Below are 20645 nucleotides of genomic sequence, written 5' to 3'. Positions count from 1 at the left end.
GTCAGGCCTTCGGGCTGGCGTCGACGCCCGACTGGACCAGTCGCGCGATGACGAAGCCGATGGCTGCTGCGGCGCCGACCGCGATCGCCGGCGACTTGCGGACCAGTTCGCGCGCGTCGTCGACCAGCTCGTCGATGTCCTTCGCCTTCACCTGGTCGGCGAAACCCGAGACGCTGTCGGAGGCGCTGCGGGCATAGCCGCCGTACTGGGAGCCGAGCTTGTCGTCGACCTGACCGGCCGCATCGTTGAGCAACTGCGCAATCTGCTCCAGCGCGCCGCTTGCACGGGCCTTGCCGTCCTCGGCGAAAGTGCGCGCCTTGTCGGCGGCCTGCGCGCTGTACTTGCTCGCGCCTTCCTTGATCGCCTGCTTGGCGTCGGCGGTCTTGCCGGAGAGATCGCTGGTGCCGTTGTCGTCCATCTTGTTATCGATCGTCTTGCTCACCTCGGTGCCGACCTCGTTCGCGGTCGTTTTCAGGTCGTTGACGGTATCGTTTATGCTGGAGTCGGCCATGACGGTCCCTTTCAGAATTGTTACGCCCTCAACACCGCCGCCGGAGCACGGTTCCCGAACCGTCGCGCGATTGCACGACACTATTCTCGGATGTCCGCGCGATTGCCCGATATGGCGTGAGACGGTAGAGGCGGCGCGAACGACCCGGCACCGGGATTTGTAGGAGCATCGTTACGTGACCGCAATCATCGACCTTCATGCACGCCAGATCCTCGACAGCCGCGGCAATCCGACCGTCGAGGTCGACGTGCTGCTCGAAGACGGCAGCTTCGGCCGCGCCGCCGTGCCGTCGGGCGCGTCGACCGGCGCGCACGAGGCGGTCGAGCGTCGCGATGGCGACAAGACCCGCTGGGGCGGCAAGGGCGTCGATGGCGCGGTCGACGCGGTCAACGACGAGATCACCGACACCGTGCTCGGCATGGACGCGGAGGACCAGTCGGACCTCGACCGCGCGATGATCGAACTCGACGGCACCGAGAACAAGGGCCGACTGGGCGCGAACGCGATCCTCGGCGTCAGCCTGGCCGTCGCCAAGGCGGCTGCCGAAGCGCGCGGCCTGCCGCTGTACCGTTATGTCGGCGGCGTGCAGGCGCATCTGCTGCCGGTGCCGATGATGAACATCATCAACGGCGGCGAGCATGCCGACAACCCGATCGACTTCCAGGAATTCATGGTCGTGCCGGTCGGCGCGTCCAACATCCTCGAGGCGGTCCGCTGCGGCTCGGAGATCTTCCACACGCTGAAGAAGGGCCTGAGCGAGAAGGGCCTGTCGACCAGCGTCGGCGACGAGGGTGGCTTCGCGCCGAACATCGGCAGCACCACCGAGGCGCTCGACTTCATCATGTCGAGCATCGAGAAGGCTGGGTACAAGCCCGGCGAGGACGTGATGCTCGCGCTCGATTGCGCGGCAACCGAGTTCTACAAGAACGGCAAGTACGACATTTCGGGCGAGGGCCGGATCCTCGAGAGCGCCGAGATGGCGGAATATCTCGCCGACCTGACGCGGCGCTATCCGATCTTCTCGATCGAGGATGGCATGGGCGAGGACGACTGGGAGGGCTGGAAGACGCTGACCGACCTGATCGGCGACAAGGTCCAGCTGGTCGGCGACGATCTGTTCGTGACCAACCCGAAGCGTCTGAAGCGTGGGATCGACCAGGGTATCGCGAATTCGCTGCTGGTGAAGGTCAATCAGATCGGCACTTTGACGGAGACGCTGGAGGCGGTGTCGATGGCGCAGCGCGCGAAGTATACCGCGGTGATGTCGCATCGTTCGGGCGAGACCGAGGATTCGACGATCGCCGATCTCGCGGTCGCGACCAACTGCGGGCAGATCAAGACGGGCAGCCTCGCGCGCTCGGACCGGTTGGCGAAGTACAACCAGCTGATCCGGATCGAGGAAGAGCTGGGCGATGCGGCGCGGTACGCGGGTCGCGACATCCTGATCGGCGGCTGATAGGCTGGAGTCTGGGAGAACGAGCATGGCACGCGTGACGACGAAGACCAGCAAACTGCGGAGGACGATGCGCAAGGCCGCGTGGCCGGCGCTGGGGCTGACGCTGATGGCGTTCTTCGGTGCGTATGCCGTGCTCGGGCCGAACGGGATGTTCGCGTATGGCGACTATAAGCGCCAGCTTGCGAAGCGCGAGCAGGACTATGCCGCGCTCGATCGCAAGCGTGAGGTTCTGAAGAACCGGGTGGCTCTGCTAAACCCCGATCATGCGAACCCGGATATGGTCGACGAGATGGTCCGCAAGGAACTGAACGTCGCGCACCCGGACGAGGTGATCGTCCCGCTCGGTAATTGAGGGCGACTTACCACCACTGCGCATAGGACGGGCACGGGAACACCGTTTGTGGCCCGGAACGGCGTGAACGGGGTCGCCATACGCGCACGGCCTCGTAACTCGCTTGGCGCTTGAGGGCGATGCAATAGCGCCACGGCCGGCGGAGTGGGGCCACGGTCGTCAGTACGTCATAGTCGCGTTTGGAGATGCGAATATCGTCACGCTCACCCTCCGATCCGATCGATAGGAAGGGCGTCGCCTTTGCAAGGCCCACCGCGTGGATGGGGAAAATGGCGGTGACGACCGGCTCGTCGGATCGCCAGAATAGGGCGACGTCGACCATTCGATAGGCGACCGTTGCGCCGACGATCATGCCAAAGACAAAGCCGATCGTCGCCATCAGACAGCGGACCACCCAGGGTCGTGCCTTCGCTTTGTGGCGGCCGACCGCGCCTTCGACCACACCGATCACGATGCCGGTTCGAAGCCCCGCCATACCGCCGATCAGACTGATCGCGGTGACGAACCAGATGTTGATAGGCGAGACGACGATCGTCGAGGTGGCGTTGATCGTGACGACCCAGCCAAGGAAAGCCGCAACGGAAACGCCGATGGCGGCCCGATAGGCTTGGCGTGTCGGCAAGACGCGACGAGGCGCGCGAGTTTGGTATGAGAGGGCCACGCGGATGTCGTAGCTGGGAAACTGTAAACAAGTTAATTGAGCGAGACCGGGGCTGGTTTCCAACCCTCGTTCCCGGTTCTACCCTAATCCAGGGTTACTGGCGAGCGCCAGAACCCTGGATCAGAACGATGTGGAGATCCGGAAAGCGTTACTTGCCCAGGAACGTCAGCAGATCGTTGGTGAAACGATCGCTCTCGGTGATCGTCAGGCCGTGCGGTGCACCGTCATATTCGACCAACTGCGAGCCGGCGATGCCCTTGGCTGCAGCACGGCCGGTAGCGTCGATCGGCACCGTCTTGTCGCTCGTCCCGTGCACGATCAGCGTCGGCACGCGGAACGCCGCCAGATCGCCGCGGAAGTCGGTGTGACCGAAAGCCTCTGCACAGCGCAGCGTCGGATGCAGGCCTGCCTGCATCGCCAGGCCCCAGGCCCAGTCGACAACCTCATCGCTGACCGGCGAGGTGATGAACCCGACGCCGAGGAACTGCTGGAGGAAGGTCTTGAAGAACGCCGGGCGGTCGTCCTCGATGCCCGCGCCGATGCTCGCCAACGTTTCCGCATCGACACCGTCGGGGTTGTCGTCGGTCTTGAGCATGTATGGCACTACCGACGCGATCAGCCCGGCGGCGACCACGCCCTTGCCGTCGTAGCGGCTCATGTAGCGCGCGATCTCGCCGCCACCCATCGAGAAGCCGACGATCGTCGCATCGGTGTTCGCGCCGGTCGCTTCCATCACATCGGCGAGATCGTCGGTCAGGGTATCATAGTCGTAACCGCTCCAGGGCTGGCCCGAGCGGCCGAACCCGCGACGGTCATAGGCGATTGCGCGGAAACCGGCCTGTGCGAGCGCCATCGCCTGCGCGTCCCAGCTGTCGGCGTTGAGCGGCCAGCCATGCGTGAGGATCACCGGGCGGCCAGTGCCCCAGTCCTTGACGTAAATATCGGTACCGTCACGGGTTTTTACGTAGGGCATCAAGCTCTCCAGTCATTCGAAACAGGTGTGCGATCAACGGCTCAGCGTGGGCACCGTTCCGCGCACTGGCGCAGTGGCGCTTCGACTGGCAGCATGGCGTCACGAATCGGAATTGGAGACGAGATGCGGATCGGACTTCTGGCCACGGTGGCGGCGGCTGCGCTGACGCTGAGCGCGTGCGGGCCTGCGCAGACTATTTCGAACACACAGGCTGCGGCACCTGCGCCGACCCCTGCTGCGAAGAACGACTGGGCCGGGTTCCGCGACGGCTTCATCGACGGCTGGTTCAAGATCGATCCGGCGAATGCGGTCTATCAGGGCAAGCATGAGTATGATGGCGGACTCGGCGATTGGAGTGCTGCGGGACTGAAGCGACAGGCGGACTTCCTGCACGCCGCGATCGACAAGGCGGCGGCATTCAAGGACTTGAAGCCGGCCGAGGCGTTCGAGCGCGACTATCTGGTGCAGGTCGCCAAGGGGAAGCTGTTCTGGCTCGAGGATGCCGACCAGCCGCATCATAATCCCGCCTGGTATGTGAGTGCGGGGCTCGATCCGAACACGTATATCGCGCGCAACTATGCCGATGCGCCGACGCGGCTGAAGGCGCTGACCGCGTTCTTCCAGAAGATTCCGGCGGCGGCGGGCAACATCAAGGCGAACCTCAAGACCCCGATGCCGCTGAGCTACGTCAATTACGGGACGGCGGCGTTCAACGGCTTTGCCGACTATTACGCGGGCGACGCGGTGAAGGCGTTTGCCGGCGTGAAGGATGCGGCGGCGCAGAAGCAGCTGACCGATGCGGCGCAGGCGGCGTCGAAGGCGATGCGCGATCTGGGGACGTGGACCGAGGGCCAGCGCGCGACCGCGACGCAGGATTTTGCACTGGGGGCGGACAAGTTCGCACGGATGGTGGCGATGACCGAGGGCGTCGATACGCCGCTCGACCAGCTCGAGGCGGCGGGTGTCGCGGATCTGAGGCGCAACCAGGCGGCGCTGGCGCAGGCCTGCGGCGTGTTCGCCAAGGGGCTGTCGATCACGGCGTGCATGGACAAGATGAACGCGAACAAGCCGGTCGGCGGCCCCGTCGCGGAGGCGCGGCGACAAATCCCGACGCTGCGCAAATTCGTGGTCGATCACGACCTGCTGACAATCCCGGGGACCGAACAGGCGCTGGTCGAGGAATCGCCGCCGTATAACCGGCAGAACTCGGCGTATATCGATCCGCCGGGGCCGTTCGATAAGGGCGTGCCGTCGATCTATTACATCTCGCCGCCCGATCCGAGCTGGACCAAGGCGGTGCAGGACGCGTTCGTGCCGGGCAAGAACGACCTGCTGTTCACGTCGGTGCACGAGGTGATGCCGGGGCATTTCGTCCAGTTCCTGCACGCGAACCGCTCGCCGTCGCTCTTCGGGCGGCTGTTCGTGGGGTACGCGTTTGCCGAGGGGTGGGCGCACTATGCCGAGGAAATGATGTGGGAGGCCGGGCTCAACAACGGCGATCCCGAGACGCATGTCGGGCAGATCTCGAACGCTCTCCTACGCGATTGCCGATATCTGTCAGCGATCCGCATGCACGCGAAGGGGATGACGCAGGAGCAGTCGTTCCGGATGTTCGTCGACGAATGTTACCAGGACGAGGGTAATGCGCGGCAGCAGGCGGCGCGGGGGACGTATGATCCGGCGTATCTGAACTACACGATGGGCAAGCTGATGATCCGCAAATTGCGGGCGGACTGGACCGCGACACGGGGTGGGCGGAAGGCTTGGAAGGCGTTCCACGACCAGTTCCTGAGCTATGGCGGGCCGCCGATTCCCTTGGTGCGGGCCGCGATGATGGGGGAGGCTAAGGCGACGGCTGCTTTCTGAGGGGTATCCTCCCCGGGACGGGGAGGGGGACCAGCGAAGCTGGTGGAGGGGGCTCACCCCGGGAATTACGGTCGTGGATGCTCGAGGTCTGCAGGCGGCAGCGGCTCCCGGAGTGTTCGCTCTTCAAGGCGGTACGCTCCGGGTGATCCCCCTCCACCCCCGCTCTGCGAGCGGCGGTCCCCATCCCCGTGCCGGGGAGGAATAGCGGGGTGAACATTGTTCTGCTGCTCCCTCTCCCCGAAGGGGAGAGGGAGTAGGTCACCTCGCTTGGGAGGCCGGCTGGACGTCCTGCGTTTCCTCGATCGGCGGGTTGCGGATCGAGGGGCGGAGGCGGCTCAGGCTGCATAGGCCTGCTACTAGCGCTAGGCCGGCGGCTACGAGCGGCGGGGTCATGCCGGCGCCTACGCCCATCGCCAGCAGCGCGGCGACCAAGGTCGCGCCCGTCGTCTGACCTACCAACCGGACCGTCGACACAAGACCACCCGCCGCCGCCGCCCGCTCCCGTGGCGCACTCCCGATAATCAACCGCGCATTCGGCGCCATGAACATCCCGAACCCCGACCCGCACAACGCCATCCGCCACGCGATGTCGAAATACCCCGGATCCGCCGGCATGTAGGCGAGCAGTAGCAGCGCACAGATCGAGACGCTCATCCCGATCCCGCCGAGCAGCCCCGCCGGATACCGATCCGACAACCACCCCGACAGCGGCGACACGACCATGTTCGCCAGCGGCCACGGTGCGATTGCGGCGCCGACCTCGGCCGCGCTGAACCCATAGGCGTGCGTCAGGCGAAACGGCGTCGAGAGCAACAATGTCATCTGCGCGATGAACGCGGTGTACGCACCGATCGCCGACAGCGCGAGCACCGGCCGGGCGAGCAGGTCGATCGGCAGGATCGGCTTGGTCTCGCCCTGCTCGCGCTTCACGAAGAACCAGCCGATCACCACGCCCGTCAGCACGATCGCCGCCGACACGATCGGGCTGTCGCCGTGCACCGCGCTCTCCGCACCGCCGATGACGAGCCCGATCATCGCCGCGCACATCACCGCGCCGAGCACATCGAACGGCTCGTCACGCCGGTGGGGTTCAGGCAGCGCGCGGCCAAGCAACAACGACGCGATCGCGAACGGCACCGCGCTGGCGAACACCCACGGCCACGGCGCGATCGCCAGCACCAGCCCGCCGATCGTCGGCGCGAGGGCCGCCGAACTCGACACCACGACCGAATTGATGCCGAGCCCGCGGCCGAGTTGCTTGGCGGGATAGATCGATCGGATCAGCGCGGAGGAGACGCTAAGCGCAGCCGCCGCACCCAAGGCCTGCGCGGCGCGGACGACGAGGAGGAACGGCAGGCTCTTCGCAAAGAAACACAGCAGCGTCGCGACCGTGAACAGCAGCTGGCCGTACTGGTACATCCGCTTCAATCCGATCCGGTCGCCGAGCCCCGAGAACGGCAGCAGCGCCATCGCCAGGATCAGCTGGTACACCGTGACGACGGTCACCACCGCGCTGCTGCCGACGTTCAGGTCGCGTGCGATCGTCGGCAGCGCGACGGTGGCGATCCCGCCATCGATGATCGTCAGCGCCGTCCCCGCCGAAATCGCGGCGATCGCCATGAAGCGGCGGGGCTTGGGCAGGCCGTCGGCGGCCGATATCTGGTCCGGTTGCATTGCGGACCGCGATAGACCTCGGCATGTATCGCGCCAAGCAAATCAGGGAGATACGGTGATGCGAGTTCTGGCTTCGATGCTCGCGGCAACGATATTGAGCGGGACGGGCGGCCTTGCAGGCGGCGCGGCGCTTGCCCAAGTCGCACCGATGACGAAAACCGATACTGCCGCCGACCCCTATATCTGGCTAGAGGACAAGGATGGCGCGAAGCCGCTTGCCTGGGTCGAGGCGGAGAATGCGAAGACGCTCCCACGGCTCCAGAACGATCCGCGCTACAAGATCTTCTATGCCGAGGCACTGGCGATCGCGTCGGCCAAGGATCGTATCCCGATGCCGAACCAGATGTTCGGACGGATCTATAATTTCTGGCGCGATGCCGATCATCCGCACGGGCTGTGGCGCTGGACCAGCGCGGCGGATTACGCGACCGCAACGCCGAAATGGACGACCGCGCTCGATCTCGATGCGCTAGGCAAGGCCGAGGGCAAGCAGTGGGTCTGGAAGGGCTCGACCTGCCTCGAGCCCGAGCAGCGGTTGTGCCTCGTCGCGCTGTCCGAGGGCGGCGAGGATGCGGTGACGTATCGCGAGTTCGATTTGCAGACCGGTGCGTTCGTCGCGAACGGCTTCATGCTGCCCAAGTCGAAGCAGGATGCGACCTGGGTCGACAAGGATACGCTGCTGGTCGCGCGCGACTGGGGCGCGGGGACGACCACGCAGTCGGGCTATGCGTTCGTGATGAAGCAGTTGAAGCGCGGCCAGTCGCTCGACGCTGCAACCGAGGTCTATCGTGGCGCCGCGACCGACCAGGGCGGCACCGCGGCGAACGTGCTGACCGATGAGAAGGGCAACCGCCTGATTGTGATCCAGCGCCGGAAGACGTTCTTCGGCGCGGACAAGCTGGTATGGACGCCGGCCGGTGCGCGGCCGCTCGCGTTGCCCGACCGGACGTTCCCGGCAGGCATGATCGACGGCCAGGTGATCTTCTCGACCAGCGATCCGTGGGGCCAGATCCCGGAAGGCGCGATCGCGTCCGCGCCGCTCGCCGAGGTGGAGAAAGGCACGATCAACCCGACGATCGTCTTCGCGCCGGGACCGCGTCAGTCGGTCGACGGCATGGGGCTCACGAAATCGAAGCTGTTGCTGGTCGTGTCGGACAATGTCCGCGGCCGTGCGTCGGTATACACGCATGGGGCAGGGGGTTGGACCGCCAAGCCGATCGCGCTGCCCGACAACGCCTCGATCGACGTGGCGAGCACGACCGATCGCAGCGACGACGCCTATCTGACGGTGACGGGGTTCCTGACGCCGACCTCGCTGTATTCGCTGGATGCGGCCGCTTCCGCTGCACCGAAGCCGATCAAGACTCTGCCGCCGAAGTTCGACGCGTCGAACGACGTCGTCGAGCAGTTCGAGGCGACCTCGACCGACGGGACGAAGGTGCCGTATTTCGTGGTCCACAAGAAGGGCATCGCACTCGACGGGACCACGCCGACGATCATGACCGCCTATGGCGGGTTCGAAGTGTCGATGACGCCGAGCTATTCGGGGAGCACCGGCAAGCTGTGGCTGGAGCGCGGCGGGTCCTATGTGCTCGCCAACATCCGCGGCGGCGGCGAGTTCGGGCCCAAGTGGCATGACGCCGGGCGGAAGACGAAGCGGCAGGTGATCTACGACGACTTCGCCGCGGTGGCGAAGGACCTGTTCGCGCGGAAACTGACGAGCCCGGCCAAGCTCGGCATCTATGGCGGATCGAACGGTGGTTTGCTGATGGGGGTCGAGTTCAACCAGCATCCGGACCTGTGGAAGGCGGTGACGATCCAAGTGCCGCTGCTCGACATGATCCGGTACGAGGGAATCGCGGCGGGGGCGTCGTGGGTCGACGAATATGGCTCGGTTAGCGTGCCGGAAGAGAAGGCGTTTCTCGAAAAGATCTCGCCCTATCAAAACATCAAGAAGGGCGTCGCGTATCCGGAGCCGTATATCTGGACGACCACCAAGGACGACCGCGTCGGGCCACAGCATGCGCGGAAATTCGCGGCGCGGCTGAAGGAATATGGCCTGCCGTATCTCTACTACGAGGACACCGCTGGCGGGCATTCGGGCGATGCGGATATTGAGCAGGGGGCCCGGTTGCAGGCGCTGCAGATGACGTACTTCACCCAGAAGCTCGTCGGTCCAGCGAAGTAGGGATGGGAAAGAGGGTTCTGCAATCCTCCCCCGCCAGGGGGAGGTGGCAGGCGTTAGCCTGACGGAGGGGGAGGGCGCGACAACCTACGTTCCGTGTCCTCCCCCTCCGTCACCTTCGGCGACACCTCCCCCTAGCGGGGGAGGATCAGCGCGAACGGTGGTTCAGCGGCAGCGAACCTGGTTGTTGCTCTGCTCCACCGCACGCCCCGCAAGACCACCTGCAGCCGCGCCCAGCAACGAGCCGACGATCCGCGAACGGCCACCGTCGATCACGTTGCCGAGGATACCGCCACCCGCCGCACCGATGATCAGCCCGGTCGTGCCGTCGTTGCGCTTGCAGTAATAACGCCCATCCTGCCCCGCATAGACGCGGTCGTTGGTCGCCAGCGTGCGCTCCTGGTAGTTCGGACCCGCACGGTAATAGCGCGAGGGATCGTAATTGCCCTCGTCGCGCTCGTCCGGATACGATTCCTGATAGCCGCCGCTGCGATCGGGCGCGGTACGATAGCCGGTCTGCGGCGCATAACCGCCGCGATTGCCACGCACCGACTGGTAGCGATCGAATTCCGTGCGGAAGATCTGCAACTCGCTGTCGAGCCGCGCCTGCGCTGCCGCGAACCGCGCGTCGTCGGCCTGCGACTGCGCAAGCGCGGGCGTGGCAACGGAAAGGCACGTCGCCGCAATCACCGCAGCCGTACCGAAGAAACGCTTCATGATCCAAATCCTCGTCAAAGGGTCACATGCAGGGACGGACGGCGGCGTCATACCACCGTCCGCCTGGTGCCGACGCACCATAGTACGCGCCGGCTCCGCTTACATCAGCGGCAGATCTGCACGCGACGATGGTTGCGCCATTCGGTGCGGCAACGGCGATTGTTGTTCCAGTTGCGACGGTCATTGCCACGGCCGCGATAGCGCCGGTCGTCATGGCGATCGCCGCGGTGATCGTCACGGCGGAAATCACGCCGATCCCCACGGTGATCCCCGCGATGATCGTTGTCGCGATACTGCTGGCTATACCCGCGATCGCGTTGCGCCTCGGCAGGAGCGGCGGCGCCGAGGCCGAGCGTTGCGAAGGCCAACCCGGCCGCGATGAGATGCGTAAACTTCATGAGATGTCCTCTCGAACCCGACAATCGGGATGTGCCGGTGATACGGCTGTCGAGAGACATCGTTCCTGAACGGGTTTGTCGGCTGCGGTACAGGTTTGGGAACGCAAGCGACGACGCATGTAAAGCGTCACTTGTCGGTTGACGTTAAGGCAAGTCCGGCGCACCATCGGGGATGGTCATCGACTCCATCCGGCACAAGGCCTTGCGGGCGTTTGCCGAAACCGGTCGGGCCAAGGGGTTGCCGGGCAACTTGGTCGATCGATTGCGAAATATGCTGGCGTACCTCGCCGCTGTCGAAGCCGTGGACGAACTGACGGTGCCGCCCAATTTCGGCGCGCATCGATTGGCGGGTGACCGGGCAGGCCTATGGTCGCTGACGGTGACGAAGAACTGGCGGATGACGTTTCGGATCAACGATGCGGGTGGCATCGTTGATCTCGATCTGGAGGATTATCACTGATGGCAATCAAGTTGCATGCAAGCTTCGCGGTCCACCCCGGCGCATGGCTGCGCGCCGAAATCGTCACGCCGCACGGGTTGAGCGTAACGGACGCAGCCGCCAAGTTGCGCGTGACGCGACAGGCGATGAGCAACCTGCTGGGAAGCCGTGCCGGATTGTCGGCCGAGATGGCGATCCGGTTCGAGAAGGCGTTCGGCTTGCAGGCCGAGACGCTGATGCGAATGCAGGCCGCGTATGATCTGGCACAGGCGCGGGCGCGTGAGGGCGACATCGAGGTTGAGCGAGTGGCGGCTTAGGCGCCGTCAAAAAACGACTATCTGACTGGTCTACATTTGGTGGGTCAACGCTTCAGATACGCGTCCAGGATTTACATTGAATTTCTGTGCCACGTCGCGCTGGTGTAGTTTTGGAAACCTAGCGGCGAATACCCTGATATCTTCCGCGAGTTCTGGTGTAAAATGCGCGCTTCGCACCGAGGCACGTGTGACGGGCGAATTTCGATACGTTTCGTCGGCTAGATCGTGAAGTTCTTCGATGCCGAACTCGTCTGCGATCTCACGAAGTCGAGAACGTATCTCAGGAATCGTTCGCTTGTTACCCGACATGTATCCGTCCTCGACTCGAAGTCTTGGGGAATGATCTCAAACTTACCGGATATTTGCAAGTTTACGGGAATGCGCGGAAAAAGATCCGTCCGGTTCGGCATCGAACGAATGCCGACGCTTTACTTCAGCCTATGGTGACAAAGCTGTCCATCACCCGTTTCCGCCCGGACTGTTCGAAGTCGATCTCCAGCTTGTTGCCTTCGATCTCCGCGATCGCGCCGTAGCCGAACTTCTGGTGGAACACGCGCATGCCGAGCGACAGGTCGTCGCGGCCTTTGTTGCCGAGGCTAATGGCGCTCGACCGGCTTTCGACGACGCGGGCGGGCTTGATGGAGAAACTGCTGCCAGTGCCGGTTGTCCCTCCAGAGGCCCGCTGCCAGCCGGGGCCGCGGCCGGTGCCGCGGGCGACGTCGGCGAACGGATCTGCGCGGTCGGACCAATTGGCTTGCCACAGGCTTGCGCCGCCGGACATCGTGGTTTCGATGTCAATGTGTTCGGCGGGGAGTTCGGCGACGAAGCGCGAGGGGATCGACGAGTTCCACTGGCCGTAGATGCGGCGGTTGGCGGCGTGAATGATCACGGCCAGACGCCGTGCGCGCGTGATCGCGACATAGGCGAGGCGGCGTTCTTCTTCGAGGCTCTTCACGCCGCCCTCGTCAAGCGAACGCTGCGACGGGAACAGGCCTTCCTCCCAGCCGACCAGGAACACGGTGTCGTATTCAAGGCCCTTGGCGGCGTGGATGGTCATGATCGTGACCTGCGGGTCCTGCGCGCCGCCCTCGTTGTCCATCACCAGCGAGACGTGTTCGAGGAACGCGCCGAGCGAGTCGTACTCCTCCATAGCGCGGACGAGTTCGCTGAGGTTCTCCAGGCGGCCGGTCGCCTCGACCGACTTCTCGGCCTGGTACATCGCGGTGTAGCCGCTTTCGTCGAGCAACTGGCGGGCGAGTTCGGCGTGCGGCAGGCTGGTCGCCATGTCGCGCCAGCGGGCGATGTCGCCGACCAGCCGCCCGAGCGACTTCTTCGCCGCGCCGGTCAGTTCGTCGGTGTCGAGGATGCGCGCGGCGGCGGTGGTCAGCGGCGTGCCGGTGGCGCGGGCGAGCTGGTGGATGCGCGCGACCGCCTTGTCGCCGAGGCCGCGCTTGGGGACGTTGACGATGCGTTCGAAGGCGAGGTCGTCCGCCGGCTGGTTGACGACGCGGAGGTACGCGAGCGCGTCGCGGATCTCGGCGCGTTCGTAGAAGCGGAAGCCGCCGACGATCTTGTACGGCATGCCGATCGCGATGAAGCGGTCCTCGAACTCGCGCGTCTGGTGCTGCGCGCGGACCAGGATCGCGACTTCGTCGAGCGATTTGCCCGAGCGGCGGACGATGTCGATCTCCTCGCCGACGCGGCGCGCTTCCTCGGGGCCGTCCCAGACGCCGATGACTTTGACCTTCTCGCCGACGTCGCGCTCGGTCCAGAGCTGCTTGCCGAGCCGCCCGCCATTGTTGGCGATCACGCCCGATGCGGCGCCGAGGATATGCGGCGTGCTGCGGTAATTCTGCTCGAGGCGGATGACCTTCGCGCCGGGAAAGTCGCGCTCGAACTTCAGGATGTTCTCGACCTGCGCGCCACGCCACGAATAGATCGACTGGTCGTCGTCCCCAACGCAGGCGATGTTCTTGCGCTCCTGCGCGAGCAGCCGCAGCCAGAGATATTGCGACGAGTTGGTGTCCTGATACTCGTCGACCATGATGTATTTGAAGCGCTGTTGATATTGCGCGAGCACATCGCGGTGCGTCTTCAGAATCACGAGCATGTGGAGCAGCAGGTCGCCGAAATCGCACGCGTTGAGCGCGATCAGCCGGGTCTGGTATTGCTGGTACAGTTCGCCGCCGCGGCCATTGGCGTAGCGCTCGCTCTCGCCCGCATCGATATCGGCGGGGACGAGGCCCTTGTTCTTCCACTGGTCGATCAACCCGGCGAGGCTGCGCGTCGGAAATCGCTTCTCGTCGATGTCGGCGGCGAGGATCAGCTGTTTCAGCAACCGCAACTGGTCGTCGGTGTCGAGAATGGTAAAATTCGATTGCAGGCCGACGAGCTCGGCGTGGCGGCGCAGCATCTTGGCGGCGATCGCGTGGAAGGTGCCGAGCCACGGCATCCCCTCGACCGCGTCGCCGACCAGCCGGCCGACCCGCTCGCGCATCTCGCGCGCGGCCTTGTTGGTGAAGGTGACGCTGAGGATTTCCGACGGCCATGCCTTCTTGGTGAAGATCAAATGCGCGAGCCGGGCGGTGAGCGCCGCGGTCTTACCGGTACCCGCGCCGGCGATGATCAGGACCGGGCCGTCGGTGGTCAGCACCGCCTCGCGCTGCGGCGGATTGAGGCCGCGGAGATAGGGGGGCTCGGCATGCGGCTCGGACGTTTGGGCGATCTGGTTCACCGGTGAACAGGTAGGGAACGGGGGGCCATGGGGCAAGCGGGTAACGCCCGCGCGGTGCGGCGATGTGTGGAACAAGAAGCGACCATTTAGCGAGGACGGGACCTGCGGGACGGGGCTGTTCTATACCAACGCCGCGTATCTGCCGGGGATCATCGACGCAGGCATATCCGCATCGTCCTGCCAATAATGGGTCGGCTCCCATTAAGTCAGCAAGCTCCGATGGATAGCCAACGAAGCGCCAACGGCAACAAGACGGCACTATGGAAATTGCGGCAGGTTAACCGCGAACCACAGCGCCGATGCAACCACTCAGCTTGAAAAGCGTCCTGTAAAAGACGATATTCACCGTAACCGGCACCATGCCGGGCAAAGGAGCTGATTTCACAATGGCTAATTGGTCTGACCCCCGGCCCCGCGCCGCGCCGTTCGGAACGACGGCCACGGGCCAGCGCACCGAGGCCTATGACGCTGGTCTCCGGTCGTACATGCTGTCCGTGTATAACTACATGGGCTCGGCAGTCCTTCTGACGGGCATCGTCGCAATGCTGTTCGCGTGGGGCGGTGCGGAATCGCCCGCCGCGCAGGTGTTCATGAGCGGCGGCCCGCTGAAGTACGTCATCATGTTCTCGCCGCTGGCGATCGTGTTCGGCATGAGCTTCGGCCAAAACCGGATGTCGACGGGCACGATGCAGTTGCTCTTCTGGGGCTTTGCGGTCCTGATGGGCCTGTCGATGTCGACCATCTTCCTGGTCTATAGCGGCACGTCGATCGCGGGTGCGTTCTTTGCGACCGCAGCTGGTTTCGCTGGTCTCAGCCTCTACGGCTACACCACCAAGCGCGACCTGTCGGCGTTCGGGACGTTCCTGATCATCGGTGTCGTCGGCCTGCTGGTCGCCAGCCTGATTAACATGTTCCTGCAGTCGGGCGTCATGCAGCTGGTCATCAGCGGCGTCGGCGTGCTGCTGTTCGCAGGCCTCACCGCCTACGACACGCAGCGTACCAAGAGCCTGTATGCGCAGGTCGCGGGGACGGACATGGTCGGCAAGGTCGTGATCATGTCGGCGCTGAGCCTGTACCTCGACTTCATCAACATGTTCATGTTCGTGCTGCGTCTGTTTGGTAGCAGCCGCAACTAACTCGCGCTAAGGGTTGTAAGAACGCAGGGCTCGGCGGGACACCGCCGGGCCCTTTTCTTATGGCCTTGAGACAGGAATGGGACGCGCAATGCGGCTCTCGATCGACGTGCGTCTGGATTACGGGATCACGGGGGATGCCGATGTGCTTCTCCAGATCGAGGCGGCGGCGATGGCCGACCAGAAAATCGAGTCCGAGTCCCTTACCCTGTGGTCCGACAGCCCGATCCGCGCGGTGCGTGGCGAAGACGGGATCGGCCAGCGCTGCTGGTCGCGCGGGCATGGCCGGTTCACTGCCGAATATAAGGCCATCGTCGCGGTGAACCGCGAGCGGGTCCAGCTCGAGCTGTATCCGGCGACGCCGCCGCGGATGCTCGACGGCGAGCTGACGCCGTATCTTATGCCGAGCCGCTATTGTCCGTCGGATCGGTTCGAGGGTTTCGTCGCACGCGAGTTCGGCGGGCTGGAAGGTGGGCCCCTGGCAGCGGCGTTGACCGAGTGGGTGTACCAGTCGCTCGATTATCGCTGCGGATCGAGCAGCGGGGAGACGACCGCGCTCGATACGTTCGCGTCGCGCTCTGGCGTGTGTCGCGATTACTCGCACCTGCTGGTTTCGCTGGCGCGCGCCGGCGGAATCCCAGCACGCTGCGTGTCGGCCTATGCGCCGGGCGTCGATCCACCCGACTTCCATGCGGTCGCGGAATTGTGGCTCGCGGGGGACTGGCGGCTGATCGATGCGACCAAGATGGCGACGTGCAGCGATATCGCGCGGGTCTGCGTCGGGCGTGATGCAACGGATATCGCGTTCATGACGGTGTTCGGGCAGGCGTATCTTTGGGAGCAGACGGTGAAGGTCACGCCGCTCGATTGAGGCCCCCATCATCCTGACGAAAGTCAGGACCCAGAGCCACGAGTGCTTCCCCCGTCACCCTGGGTCCTGACTTTCGTCAGGATGACGGTTGTGGGCTTGGGCAGGAACGCTCCGCTTCTTCGACCGTTGGTCACCGCCAAGATTAAAAAGGGACGTCGCAATGACCGACATAGACAAGAGCGCGCTGGACAGCCTTTCGGTAGCGCCCGACGGCAAGGATGCAGAAGGCAAGAGCTCGGGTCGCGATCCGCGTCAGGAAGCGGGCCAGGACAAGTCGATCGGCAAGCGCCTGCAAAAGAACCCCGACAGCGCCGACGCCCGTCTCGACAACGGGCTCGACGAGTCGATGGACGGCAGCGATCCAATTTCGGCGACGCAGCCGGGGTCGGGCAGCGAGCCGGCAAAGTCGTCGGGCTATGACGAGGACGCAGAGCGGGCGTTGCGCGAAAAGCAGGCGTAACCCGAGCATCTGCTCAACGAACAGGCGTCGGTCGGCAACGACCGGCGCTTTTTTGTTGCCCAAACGCCTCGCAACGTAATCGAATCGCACGATTTCGTTCGGTTCGTCGCAGCCTTGTTGCAGCGCAACAGCTTTCATGGTCGCTTGGCGTTACGGAAAGATGACGCGCGATAGGAACGTTGTTAACCATCCGAGCGCATAGTCTGCCGGTTCCTTGACGAGAGCGGGGTGACGACATGGCTTCCAGAATGAAACCGGCACAGGGCTCGATGACGCTGGCCGAGATGAAGGAATTTGCGGCTTTTCCGAGTTCGACGCAGCGGTACATCCGCCGTTCGCTCGACGTAGGGCTCGACCGCGAGGACGCGATGCTGCGTTGGTCGCGCGACGTCGTCGAGGCGGCAAGCATCCGGGCGCAGGCGCGGCTTTACAACAATCTCCCCGATCTGCGCGCGATGGTGCCCGACGACAGCGGCCTCGATGCGATCGAACCGTTCCTGGCGCCGTTGATGACCCTAGTAGCGTTTGATCTGGGGCAGGGGCGGTTGACGAGCTTTTCGGCGCTGCGGTTTCTGTACGAGCGATTGATCGGCGCGGAGGTTAGGCCGTGGTTGCCGTCGGCGTTCTGTGCCGCGGCCGCGTTGCCGCATCTACATCCGGAACTGCGGCGGAAACTGCTTCAGTCGATCAGTGAGGCGGCGGCAACCGCGTCGGGCTGGTCCAACCGGCAGCCGGCGTTTTTCCCGTACTGGGTCGAGAAGGTGGATTCCGGCACGACGCTGGCGAGCTGAGGCTAGTCCCGTTCGCCCTGAGCGAAGTCGAACGGTCTGTCTCGCGCGCAGGTGCTTCGACTTCGCTCAGTACAAACGGGCAGAGGGGCGGGCAGAGGGGAGCGCGGTGGATCACCGGCACGCCCGCCACCCTGCCGCGCCACGGTTCGCCTGATCCAGATGCAGATGGTCGGCGTGCGCGGCGTTGTAGTCGGGGGACAAAGTCGTCGCGAACACTTTGCAGGCGCCATCGCGCACGTCGCGCAGGAAGGCCGATTTGGCGTCGTCGCCCTTCCAGTCCCGCGCGACGGTGATGCGCGTGCCGTCGGTTAGGCGAAATCCGGCGATGTCGACCGCGTCGGCGGTTGAGTGCTTGCTCCAGGTGCCTAAATCGCGCCCGTAGATCCGCCGGCAACTGTAACTCCCGAAATGATCGATACTGGCGACGCGCGCCCCGAAATGGCGTTGGGCTGCGGGCTGGACGACGTCCCATTCCCACATCGATAGCGCCGCGGCGACCGGGCAGGCGACGCCGAGGCCTGCGGGTACGAACGCGATCGTCCGAGCGCCACCGGTCAGCCTGACGCCATCCGAATACCCGCATTGCCCCTCGCCCTTGCGCGGCGGCAGGACGCTGTAGCGCACGCCCGCGCGATCGAGCAGCGCGCGGCATTGCGGGAAATCCTCGGTCAGCGCGGTGAGCTTTCGTCCGGTGAGCATCCCGATCGGCTGACCGAGATCGAGCGGCGTCCAGGGCAGATCCTGCGGGCGCCCGCGTAGCCCCGACCAGAGCATCATGCCGAGCGCCGCGACGATCGCCAGCCCGACGAGCCAGCCGAGCGTCAGTCGCACCGCCCGCATGTCAGCCGCGCACCGCGTCCGACATCGGTTCCGAGGTGATCGGATAGCCGAGATCGTGCGGAATACAGAGGTGCTCGACGCCGTCGCGCGTTTCGGTCCACGGCGTCACGGTCCGCACCGGATGCGCGCGCGCGTGCTCGACGGCCGCGTCGAAGTCGGCGAACTGTGCCAGCCGTTCGAGATTGCGCCGCGTCGGAAAGATGATCGTCGCGCGCCCCGCATCGGCCTCCGCCAGCACGTCGGCCGCCGTCGCCCAGAGCAGCCGGACATTCTCCGTCGCATCGACCTGCGCTTCGGGGGCGCCCGCCGGCAACCGCGCCAGGTAGAAGCGCGTATCGAAGATCCAGGCGTGGGCATGCGCCGGTCGCCAGCGCGCGAAATATTCCAGCGCATCCAGATCGAGACTAACGGCGGCGTCCGTCAACGCCTCGCCGAACGCGGTCCCGGCATGCAGCGCAGCGCGCATTCGGGCGAACGCGGTCGGGGACGGCATCGCCGATAGCCCGATCGGCAGACCGGCTTCCTCGATCGTCTCGCGTACGGCGGCGATCCGTGCCGCGCTTTCGGCGTCTCCCGTCCCGAGTACCGCGGCCAGCGCATGATCACCGGGATCGACTCGCCCGCCGGGAAACACCAGCGCACCGCCTGCGAACGCCATCGCCTTGGCGCGTTCGACCAACAGGAGTTCCGGCGGTCCGTCGCCGGCGTCGCGGAACACGACCAATGTGGCGGCGGGAATTGCGGGCGGCGTGTCGGTCATATCGGGGCGTAACGCGTCAATTGCCGATCGGGTAGCGCAAGCGGTGTCCGTGCAACCTCAAGGCGCGACCGGGGCGGGGTTCGTGGCGGCATAGGCAAGCGACCAGCCCGGCGGCAGATAGTCGGTCGACATGTAGTAATAGAACAGGCACGCGCCATCACGGCGGTACGTTCCGCCCTTGACGAGACCGAGCGCAACATTGCCGTCGAACACCGGCGCGCCGCTGTCGCCGGCCTTGCAGGTCGGGCCTTCGACCGCGACCCAGGTCGGCAGGCACGCGCCGCCGCACAGATCGCCCGCCGGTGCGAAATCGACCATCGCGACGAGCGCGCAACTATACCCGGTTCGCTCGCCGCGGTGGCAGACGAAATCCCCTGCACGCGTGCTCTCCCGGTTGCGCCACGTCGAGACGGAGCGGGTCAGCGTCTTCGCGGTGTCGGCATAAAATAATGCGGGGAGTGGCGCGCCGGCGGCGATCGTGTTGACCTGAACGTCTTGATAGCCCCAGCCCCATTGCCCGACAAAGTCGAGTGGGACGTTGCCTTGGCGCGCGTCGACATAGGTCAGCGCGTCGGGACAATGCGCAGCGGTGGCGATGCCGGAGCGCGATCCGTCGGTGACGACGAACCCGGTCGTGCAGGCATAGCGCTTGCCATCGACCGTCCCCACGACCCGCGCGCCGCCCTCAACCGAGGGCGCTGGGGGCGTTGGCGGGGGTGGCGGAACGGTATCCGGGATCGGCGCGGGCAGATCGGGAGCGGCCTGTGTCCGAGCCGGCAGCGCGTCCGTCTGGTCGTTGGTGGTCCGGTCGATCGCCTCGATCCGGACGGGGACGCCGGTCATCGTCTCGATCTCAGCCTGCAACGCGCCGTCTCGATCGAGTTCGGCGTCGCGGCCGCTGATCATGACCAGCAGCGCGCCCGTCCGCGGGTCGATCCCCAGGCCGGGCGGATGGGGCAACGCCGCGCGGATCCGCGCCTGATACGTGGCGATGATCGCCAGCATGCCCGTGCGGTTCATCGCCGCGCCGGTGCGAAACACGATCGGGACGACCATCCCGCCGGCCATGACCGACTGGTCCGGAACAGGGGCGGTGCCGGTCAGCAGGATGACGATCCGATAGGTCGGGCTGTGATCGATCGCGATACCCGCCCAGCGGTCGCGGTAGGTCTCGCGCAGGCGATCGGTCACCGCGACGCTGTCCGCCTGGGCGCGCAACCGGTGCATCGCCTCGTCGAGCGTGACGCCGAACGCGCGCGCATATTGGCCGGCATCCTGCATCAGCGCGTCGACCGGCAACTGGATGCGCGGTCCAGCCGGCTGCGTGACCCCGCGCGTAACGGGCGGCGGAACGATCGTCGGAACCTGCGCTGCCGCGGGTCGCGGGATCGCGGTCAGCAGGGCGAGAGCCAGCAATTGCGGGACTCGAAACATCGACATGGACTGGGCATCGCACCGGAGAGTCAGGCGGGCGCACCACGCGGCACGTCCAGCGCGATCAAACGCA

Annotated in this window: 20 protein-coding genes; 10 read left to right on the top strand and 10 right to left on the bottom strand. The window is 65.2% G+C overall.

Annotated elements, in window-relative coordinates; all coding sequences use genetic code 11:
- Position 1 precedes the first annotated feature (1 nt).
- Entirely contained in the window at positions 2-511 is a 510-nt protein-coding gene (locus tag U1763_RS05045) for a hypothetical protein (RefSeq protein ID WP_332754346.1), read from the bottom strand.
- A gap of 175 nt (positions 512-686) precedes the next feature.
- On the opposite strand from U1763_RS05045, the gene eno reads away from it, so the two are divergent.
- Together eno and U1763_RS05035 are read left to right on the top strand one after the other, a co-directional pair.
- Positions 687-1967 carry a phosphopyruvate hydratase gene (gene eno / locus U1763_RS05040; RefSeq protein ID WP_121884554.1) on the top strand — a complete coding sequence of 427 codons (1281 nt, stop codon included), beginning with the start codon at positions 687-689 and terminating at the stop codon, positions 1965-1967.
- A gap of 25 nt (positions 1968-1992) precedes the next feature.
- Complete coding sequence (locus tag U1763_RS05035) at positions 1993-2319, top strand: FtsB family cell division protein (protein ID WP_332754345.1); 327 nt, start codon at positions 1993-1995, stop codon at positions 2317-2319.
- Positions 2320-2326: 7 nt separating this feature from the next.
- Here the strand turns inward: U1763_RS05035 and U1763_RS05030 are convergent, their stop codons facing one another.
- The gene (locus tag U1763_RS05030) at positions 2327-3043 is read right to left on the bottom strand and encodes a hypothetical protein (protein WP_332754344.1); all 717 of its coding nucleotides are present in this window, start codon (positions 3041-3043) and stop codon (positions 2327-2329) included.
- An 85-nt stretch (positions 3044-3128) separates the two neighbouring features.
- Positions 3129-3953 carry an alpha/beta fold hydrolase gene (locus tag U1763_RS05025; protein WP_277983997.1) on the bottom strand — a complete coding sequence of 275 codons (825 nt, stop codon included), beginning with the start codon at positions 3951-3953 and terminating at the stop codon, positions 3129-3131.
- Positions 3954-4076: 123 nt separating this feature from the next.
- Here U1763_RS05025 and U1763_RS05020 point away from each other — a divergent pair, with 123 nt between their 5' ends.
- Positions 4077-5819 (top strand): DUF885 domain-containing protein, encoded by a 1743-nt coding sequence (locus tag U1763_RS05020; RefSeq protein ID WP_332754343.1) that lies wholly within the window; start codon positions 4077-4079, stop codon positions 5817-5819.
- Between the two features lie 258 nt (positions 5820-6077).
- Here the strand turns inward: U1763_RS05020 and U1763_RS05015 are convergent, their stop codons facing one another.
- Positions 6078-7493: an MFS transporter gene (locus tag U1763_RS05015; RefSeq protein WP_332754342.1), complete on the bottom strand. Its 1416-nt coding sequence runs from the start codon at positions 7491-7493 to the stop codon at positions 6078-6080.
- A 58-nt stretch (positions 7494-7551) separates the two neighbouring features.
- Between U1763_RS05015 and U1763_RS05010 the strand changes: the two genes are divergently transcribed.
- Positions 7552-9681, top strand: coding sequence for a prolyl oligopeptidase family serine peptidase (locus U1763_RS05010; RefSeq protein WP_332754341.1), 2130 nt, complete (start codon positions 7552-7554; stop codon positions 9679-9681).
- Positions 9682-9843: 162 nt separating this feature from the next.
- On the opposite strand, the gene U1763_RS05005 is transcribed toward U1763_RS05010, so the two are convergent.
- Together U1763_RS05005 and U1763_RS05000 are read right to left on the bottom strand one after the other, a co-directional pair.
- The gene (locus U1763_RS05005) at positions 9844-10395 is read right to left on the bottom strand and encodes a glycine zipper 2TM domain-containing protein (RefSeq protein ID WP_332754340.1); all 552 of its coding nucleotides are present in this window, start codon (positions 10393-10395) and stop codon (positions 9844-9846) included.
- Between the two features lie 104 nt (positions 10396-10499).
- On the bottom strand, positions 10500-10793 hold the full coding sequence (locus tag U1763_RS05000; protein WP_332754339.1) for a hypothetical protein: 294 nt from the start codon (positions 10791-10793) through the stop codon (positions 10500-10502).
- A gap of 172 nt (positions 10794-10965) precedes the next feature.
- Between U1763_RS05000 and U1763_RS04995 the strand changes: the two genes are divergently transcribed.
- Complete coding sequence (locus tag U1763_RS04995) at positions 10966-11253, top strand: type II toxin-antitoxin system RelE/ParE family toxin (RefSeq protein WP_332754338.1); 288 nt, start codon at positions 10966-10968, stop codon at positions 11251-11253.
- Positions 11253-11549: a HigA family addiction module antitoxin gene (locus tag U1763_RS04990; protein ID WP_132740403.1), complete on the top strand. Its 297-nt coding sequence runs from the start codon at positions 11253-11255 to the stop codon at positions 11547-11549. The genes U1763_RS04995 and U1763_RS04990 overlap by 1 nt, the downstream gene beginning before the upstream one ends.
- Before the next feature lie 433 nt (positions 11550-11982).
- Here the strand turns inward: U1763_RS04990 and U1763_RS04985 are convergent, their stop codons facing one another.
- Positions 11983-14274 (bottom strand): ATP-dependent helicase, encoded by a 2292-nt coding sequence (locus tag U1763_RS04985; RefSeq protein ID WP_503676871.1) that lies wholly within the window; start codon positions 14272-14274, stop codon positions 11983-11985.
- Positions 14275-14669: 395 nt separating this feature from the next.
- On the opposite strand from U1763_RS04985, the gene U1763_RS04980 reads away from it, so the two are divergent.
- The 4 genes from U1763_RS04980 (at position 14670) to U1763_RS04965 (ending at position 17538) form a co-directional block, all read left to right on the top strand.
- Positions 14670-15419 (top strand): Bax inhibitor-1/YccA family protein, encoded by a 750-nt coding sequence (locus U1763_RS04980; protein ID WP_132896898.1) that lies wholly within the window; start codon positions 14670-14672, stop codon positions 15417-15419.
- Between the two features lie 88 nt (positions 15420-15507).
- Positions 15508-16287, top strand: coding sequence for a transglutaminase-like domain-containing protein (locus U1763_RS04975; protein ID WP_332754336.1), 780 nt, complete (start codon positions 15508-15510; stop codon positions 16285-16287).
- A gap of 160 nt (positions 16288-16447) precedes the next feature.
- The gene (locus U1763_RS04970) at positions 16448-16747 is read left to right on the top strand and encodes a hypothetical protein (protein ID WP_332754335.1); all 300 of its coding nucleotides are present in this window, start codon (positions 16448-16450) and stop codon (positions 16745-16747) included.
- A 236-nt stretch (positions 16748-16983) separates the two neighbouring features.
- Positions 16984-17538 carry a hypothetical protein gene (locus tag U1763_RS04965; protein ID WP_132740394.1) on the top strand — a complete coding sequence of 185 codons (555 nt, stop codon included), beginning with the start codon at positions 16984-16986 and terminating at the stop codon, positions 17536-17538.
- Positions 17539-17649: 111 nt separating this feature from the next.
- On the opposite strand, the gene U1763_RS04960 is transcribed toward U1763_RS04965, so the two are convergent.
- The 3 genes from U1763_RS04960 to U1763_RS04950 are packed head-to-tail and all read right to left on the bottom strand — an operon-like array spanning position 17650 to position 20578.
- Positions 17650-18378 carry an extensin-like domain-containing protein gene (locus U1763_RS04960; protein WP_332754334.1) on the bottom strand — a complete coding sequence of 243 codons (729 nt, stop codon included), beginning with the start codon at positions 18376-18378 and terminating at the stop codon, positions 17650-17652.
- Between the two features lies 1 nt (position 18379).
- On the bottom strand, positions 18380-19138 hold the full coding sequence (locus tag U1763_RS04955; RefSeq protein WP_332754333.1) for an NUDIX hydrolase: 759 nt from the start codon (positions 19136-19138) through the stop codon (positions 18380-18382).
- A 57-nt stretch (positions 19139-19195) separates the two neighbouring features.
- Positions 19196-20578 carry a chymotrypsin family serine protease gene (locus U1763_RS04950; protein WP_332754332.1) on the bottom strand — a complete coding sequence of 461 codons (1383 nt, stop codon included), beginning with the start codon at positions 20576-20578 and terminating at the stop codon, positions 19196-19198.
- Between the last annotated feature and the right edge of the window lie 67 nt (positions 20579-20645).

The sequence above is a fragment of the Sphingomonas sorbitolis genome, from assembly GCF_036663875.1.
GTDB lineage: Bacteria > Pseudomonadota > Alphaproteobacteria > Sphingomonadales > Sphingomonadaceae > Sphingomonas.
The sequence above is the reverse complement of the archived record's forward strand: the minus strand, read 5'-3'. Positions and strand labels throughout refer to the sequence as shown.

Excerpts from the sequence above, each read along its gene's own strand:
- U1763_RS05045 (WP_332754346.1), bottom strand. The coding sequence starts at position 511 with ATGGCCGACTCCAGCATAAACGATACCGTCAACGACCTGAAAACGACC.
- U1763_RS05015 (WP_332754342.1), bottom strand. The coding sequence starts at position 7,493 with ATGCAACCGGACCAGATATCGGCCGCCGACGGCCTGCCCAAGCCCCGC.
- U1763_RS04960 (WP_332754334.1), bottom strand. The coding sequence starts at position 18,378 with ATGCGGGCGGTGCGACTGACGCTCGGCTGGCTCGTCGGGCTGGCGATC.
- U1763_RS04995 (WP_332754338.1), top strand. The coding sequence starts at position 10,966 with ATGGTCATCGACTCCATCCGGCACAAGGCCTTGCGGGCGTTTGCCGAA.
- U1763_RS04990 (WP_132740403.1), top strand. The coding sequence starts at position 11,253 with ATGGCAATCAAGTTGCATGCAAGCTTCGCGGTCCACCCCGGCGCATGG.
- U1763_RS05005 (WP_332754340.1), bottom strand. The coding sequence starts at position 10,395 with ATGAAGCGTTTCTTCGGTACGGCTGCGGTGATTGCGGCGACGTGCCTT.
- U1763_RS04965 (WP_132740394.1), top strand. The coding sequence starts at position 16,984 with ATGGCTTCCAGAATGAAACCGGCACAGGGCTCGATGACGCTGGCCGAG.
- U1763_RS05035 (WP_332754345.1), top strand. The coding sequence starts at position 1,993 with ATGGCACGCGTGACGACGAAGACCAGCAAACTGCGGAGGACGATGCGC.
- U1763_RS04970 (WP_332754335.1), top strand. The coding sequence starts at position 16,448 with ATGACCGACATAGACAAGAGCGCGCTGGACAGCCTTTCGGTAGCGCCC.
- U1763_RS05020 (WP_332754343.1), top strand. The coding sequence starts at position 4,077 with ATGCGGATCGGACTTCTGGCCACGGTGGCGGCGGCTGCGCTGACGCTG.
- U1763_RS05000 (WP_332754339.1), bottom strand. The coding sequence starts at position 10,793 with ATGAAGTTTACGCATCTCATCGCGGCCGGGTTGGCCTTCGCAACGCTC.
- U1763_RS04980 (WP_132896898.1), top strand. The coding sequence starts at position 14,670 with ATGGCTAATTGGTCTGACCCCCGGCCCCGCGCCGCGCCGTTCGGAACG.
- U1763_RS05010 (WP_332754341.1), top strand. The coding sequence starts at position 7,552 with ATGCGAGTTCTGGCTTCGATGCTCGCGGCAACGATATTGAGCGGGACG.
- U1763_RS05025 (WP_277983997.1), bottom strand. The coding sequence starts at position 3,953 with ATGCCCTACGTAAAAACCCGTGACGGTACCGATATTTACGTCAAGGAC.
- U1763_RS04950 (WP_332754332.1), bottom strand. The coding sequence starts at position 20,578 with ATGTCGATGTTTCGAGTCCCGCAATTGCTGGCTCTCGCCCTGCTGACC.
- U1763_RS04955 (WP_332754333.1), bottom strand. The coding sequence starts at position 19,138 with ATGACCGACACGCCGCCCGCAATTCCCGCCGCCACATTGGTCGTGTTC.
- U1763_RS04975 (WP_332754336.1), top strand. The coding sequence starts at position 15,508 with ATGCGGCTCTCGATCGACGTGCGTCTGGATTACGGGATCACGGGGGAT.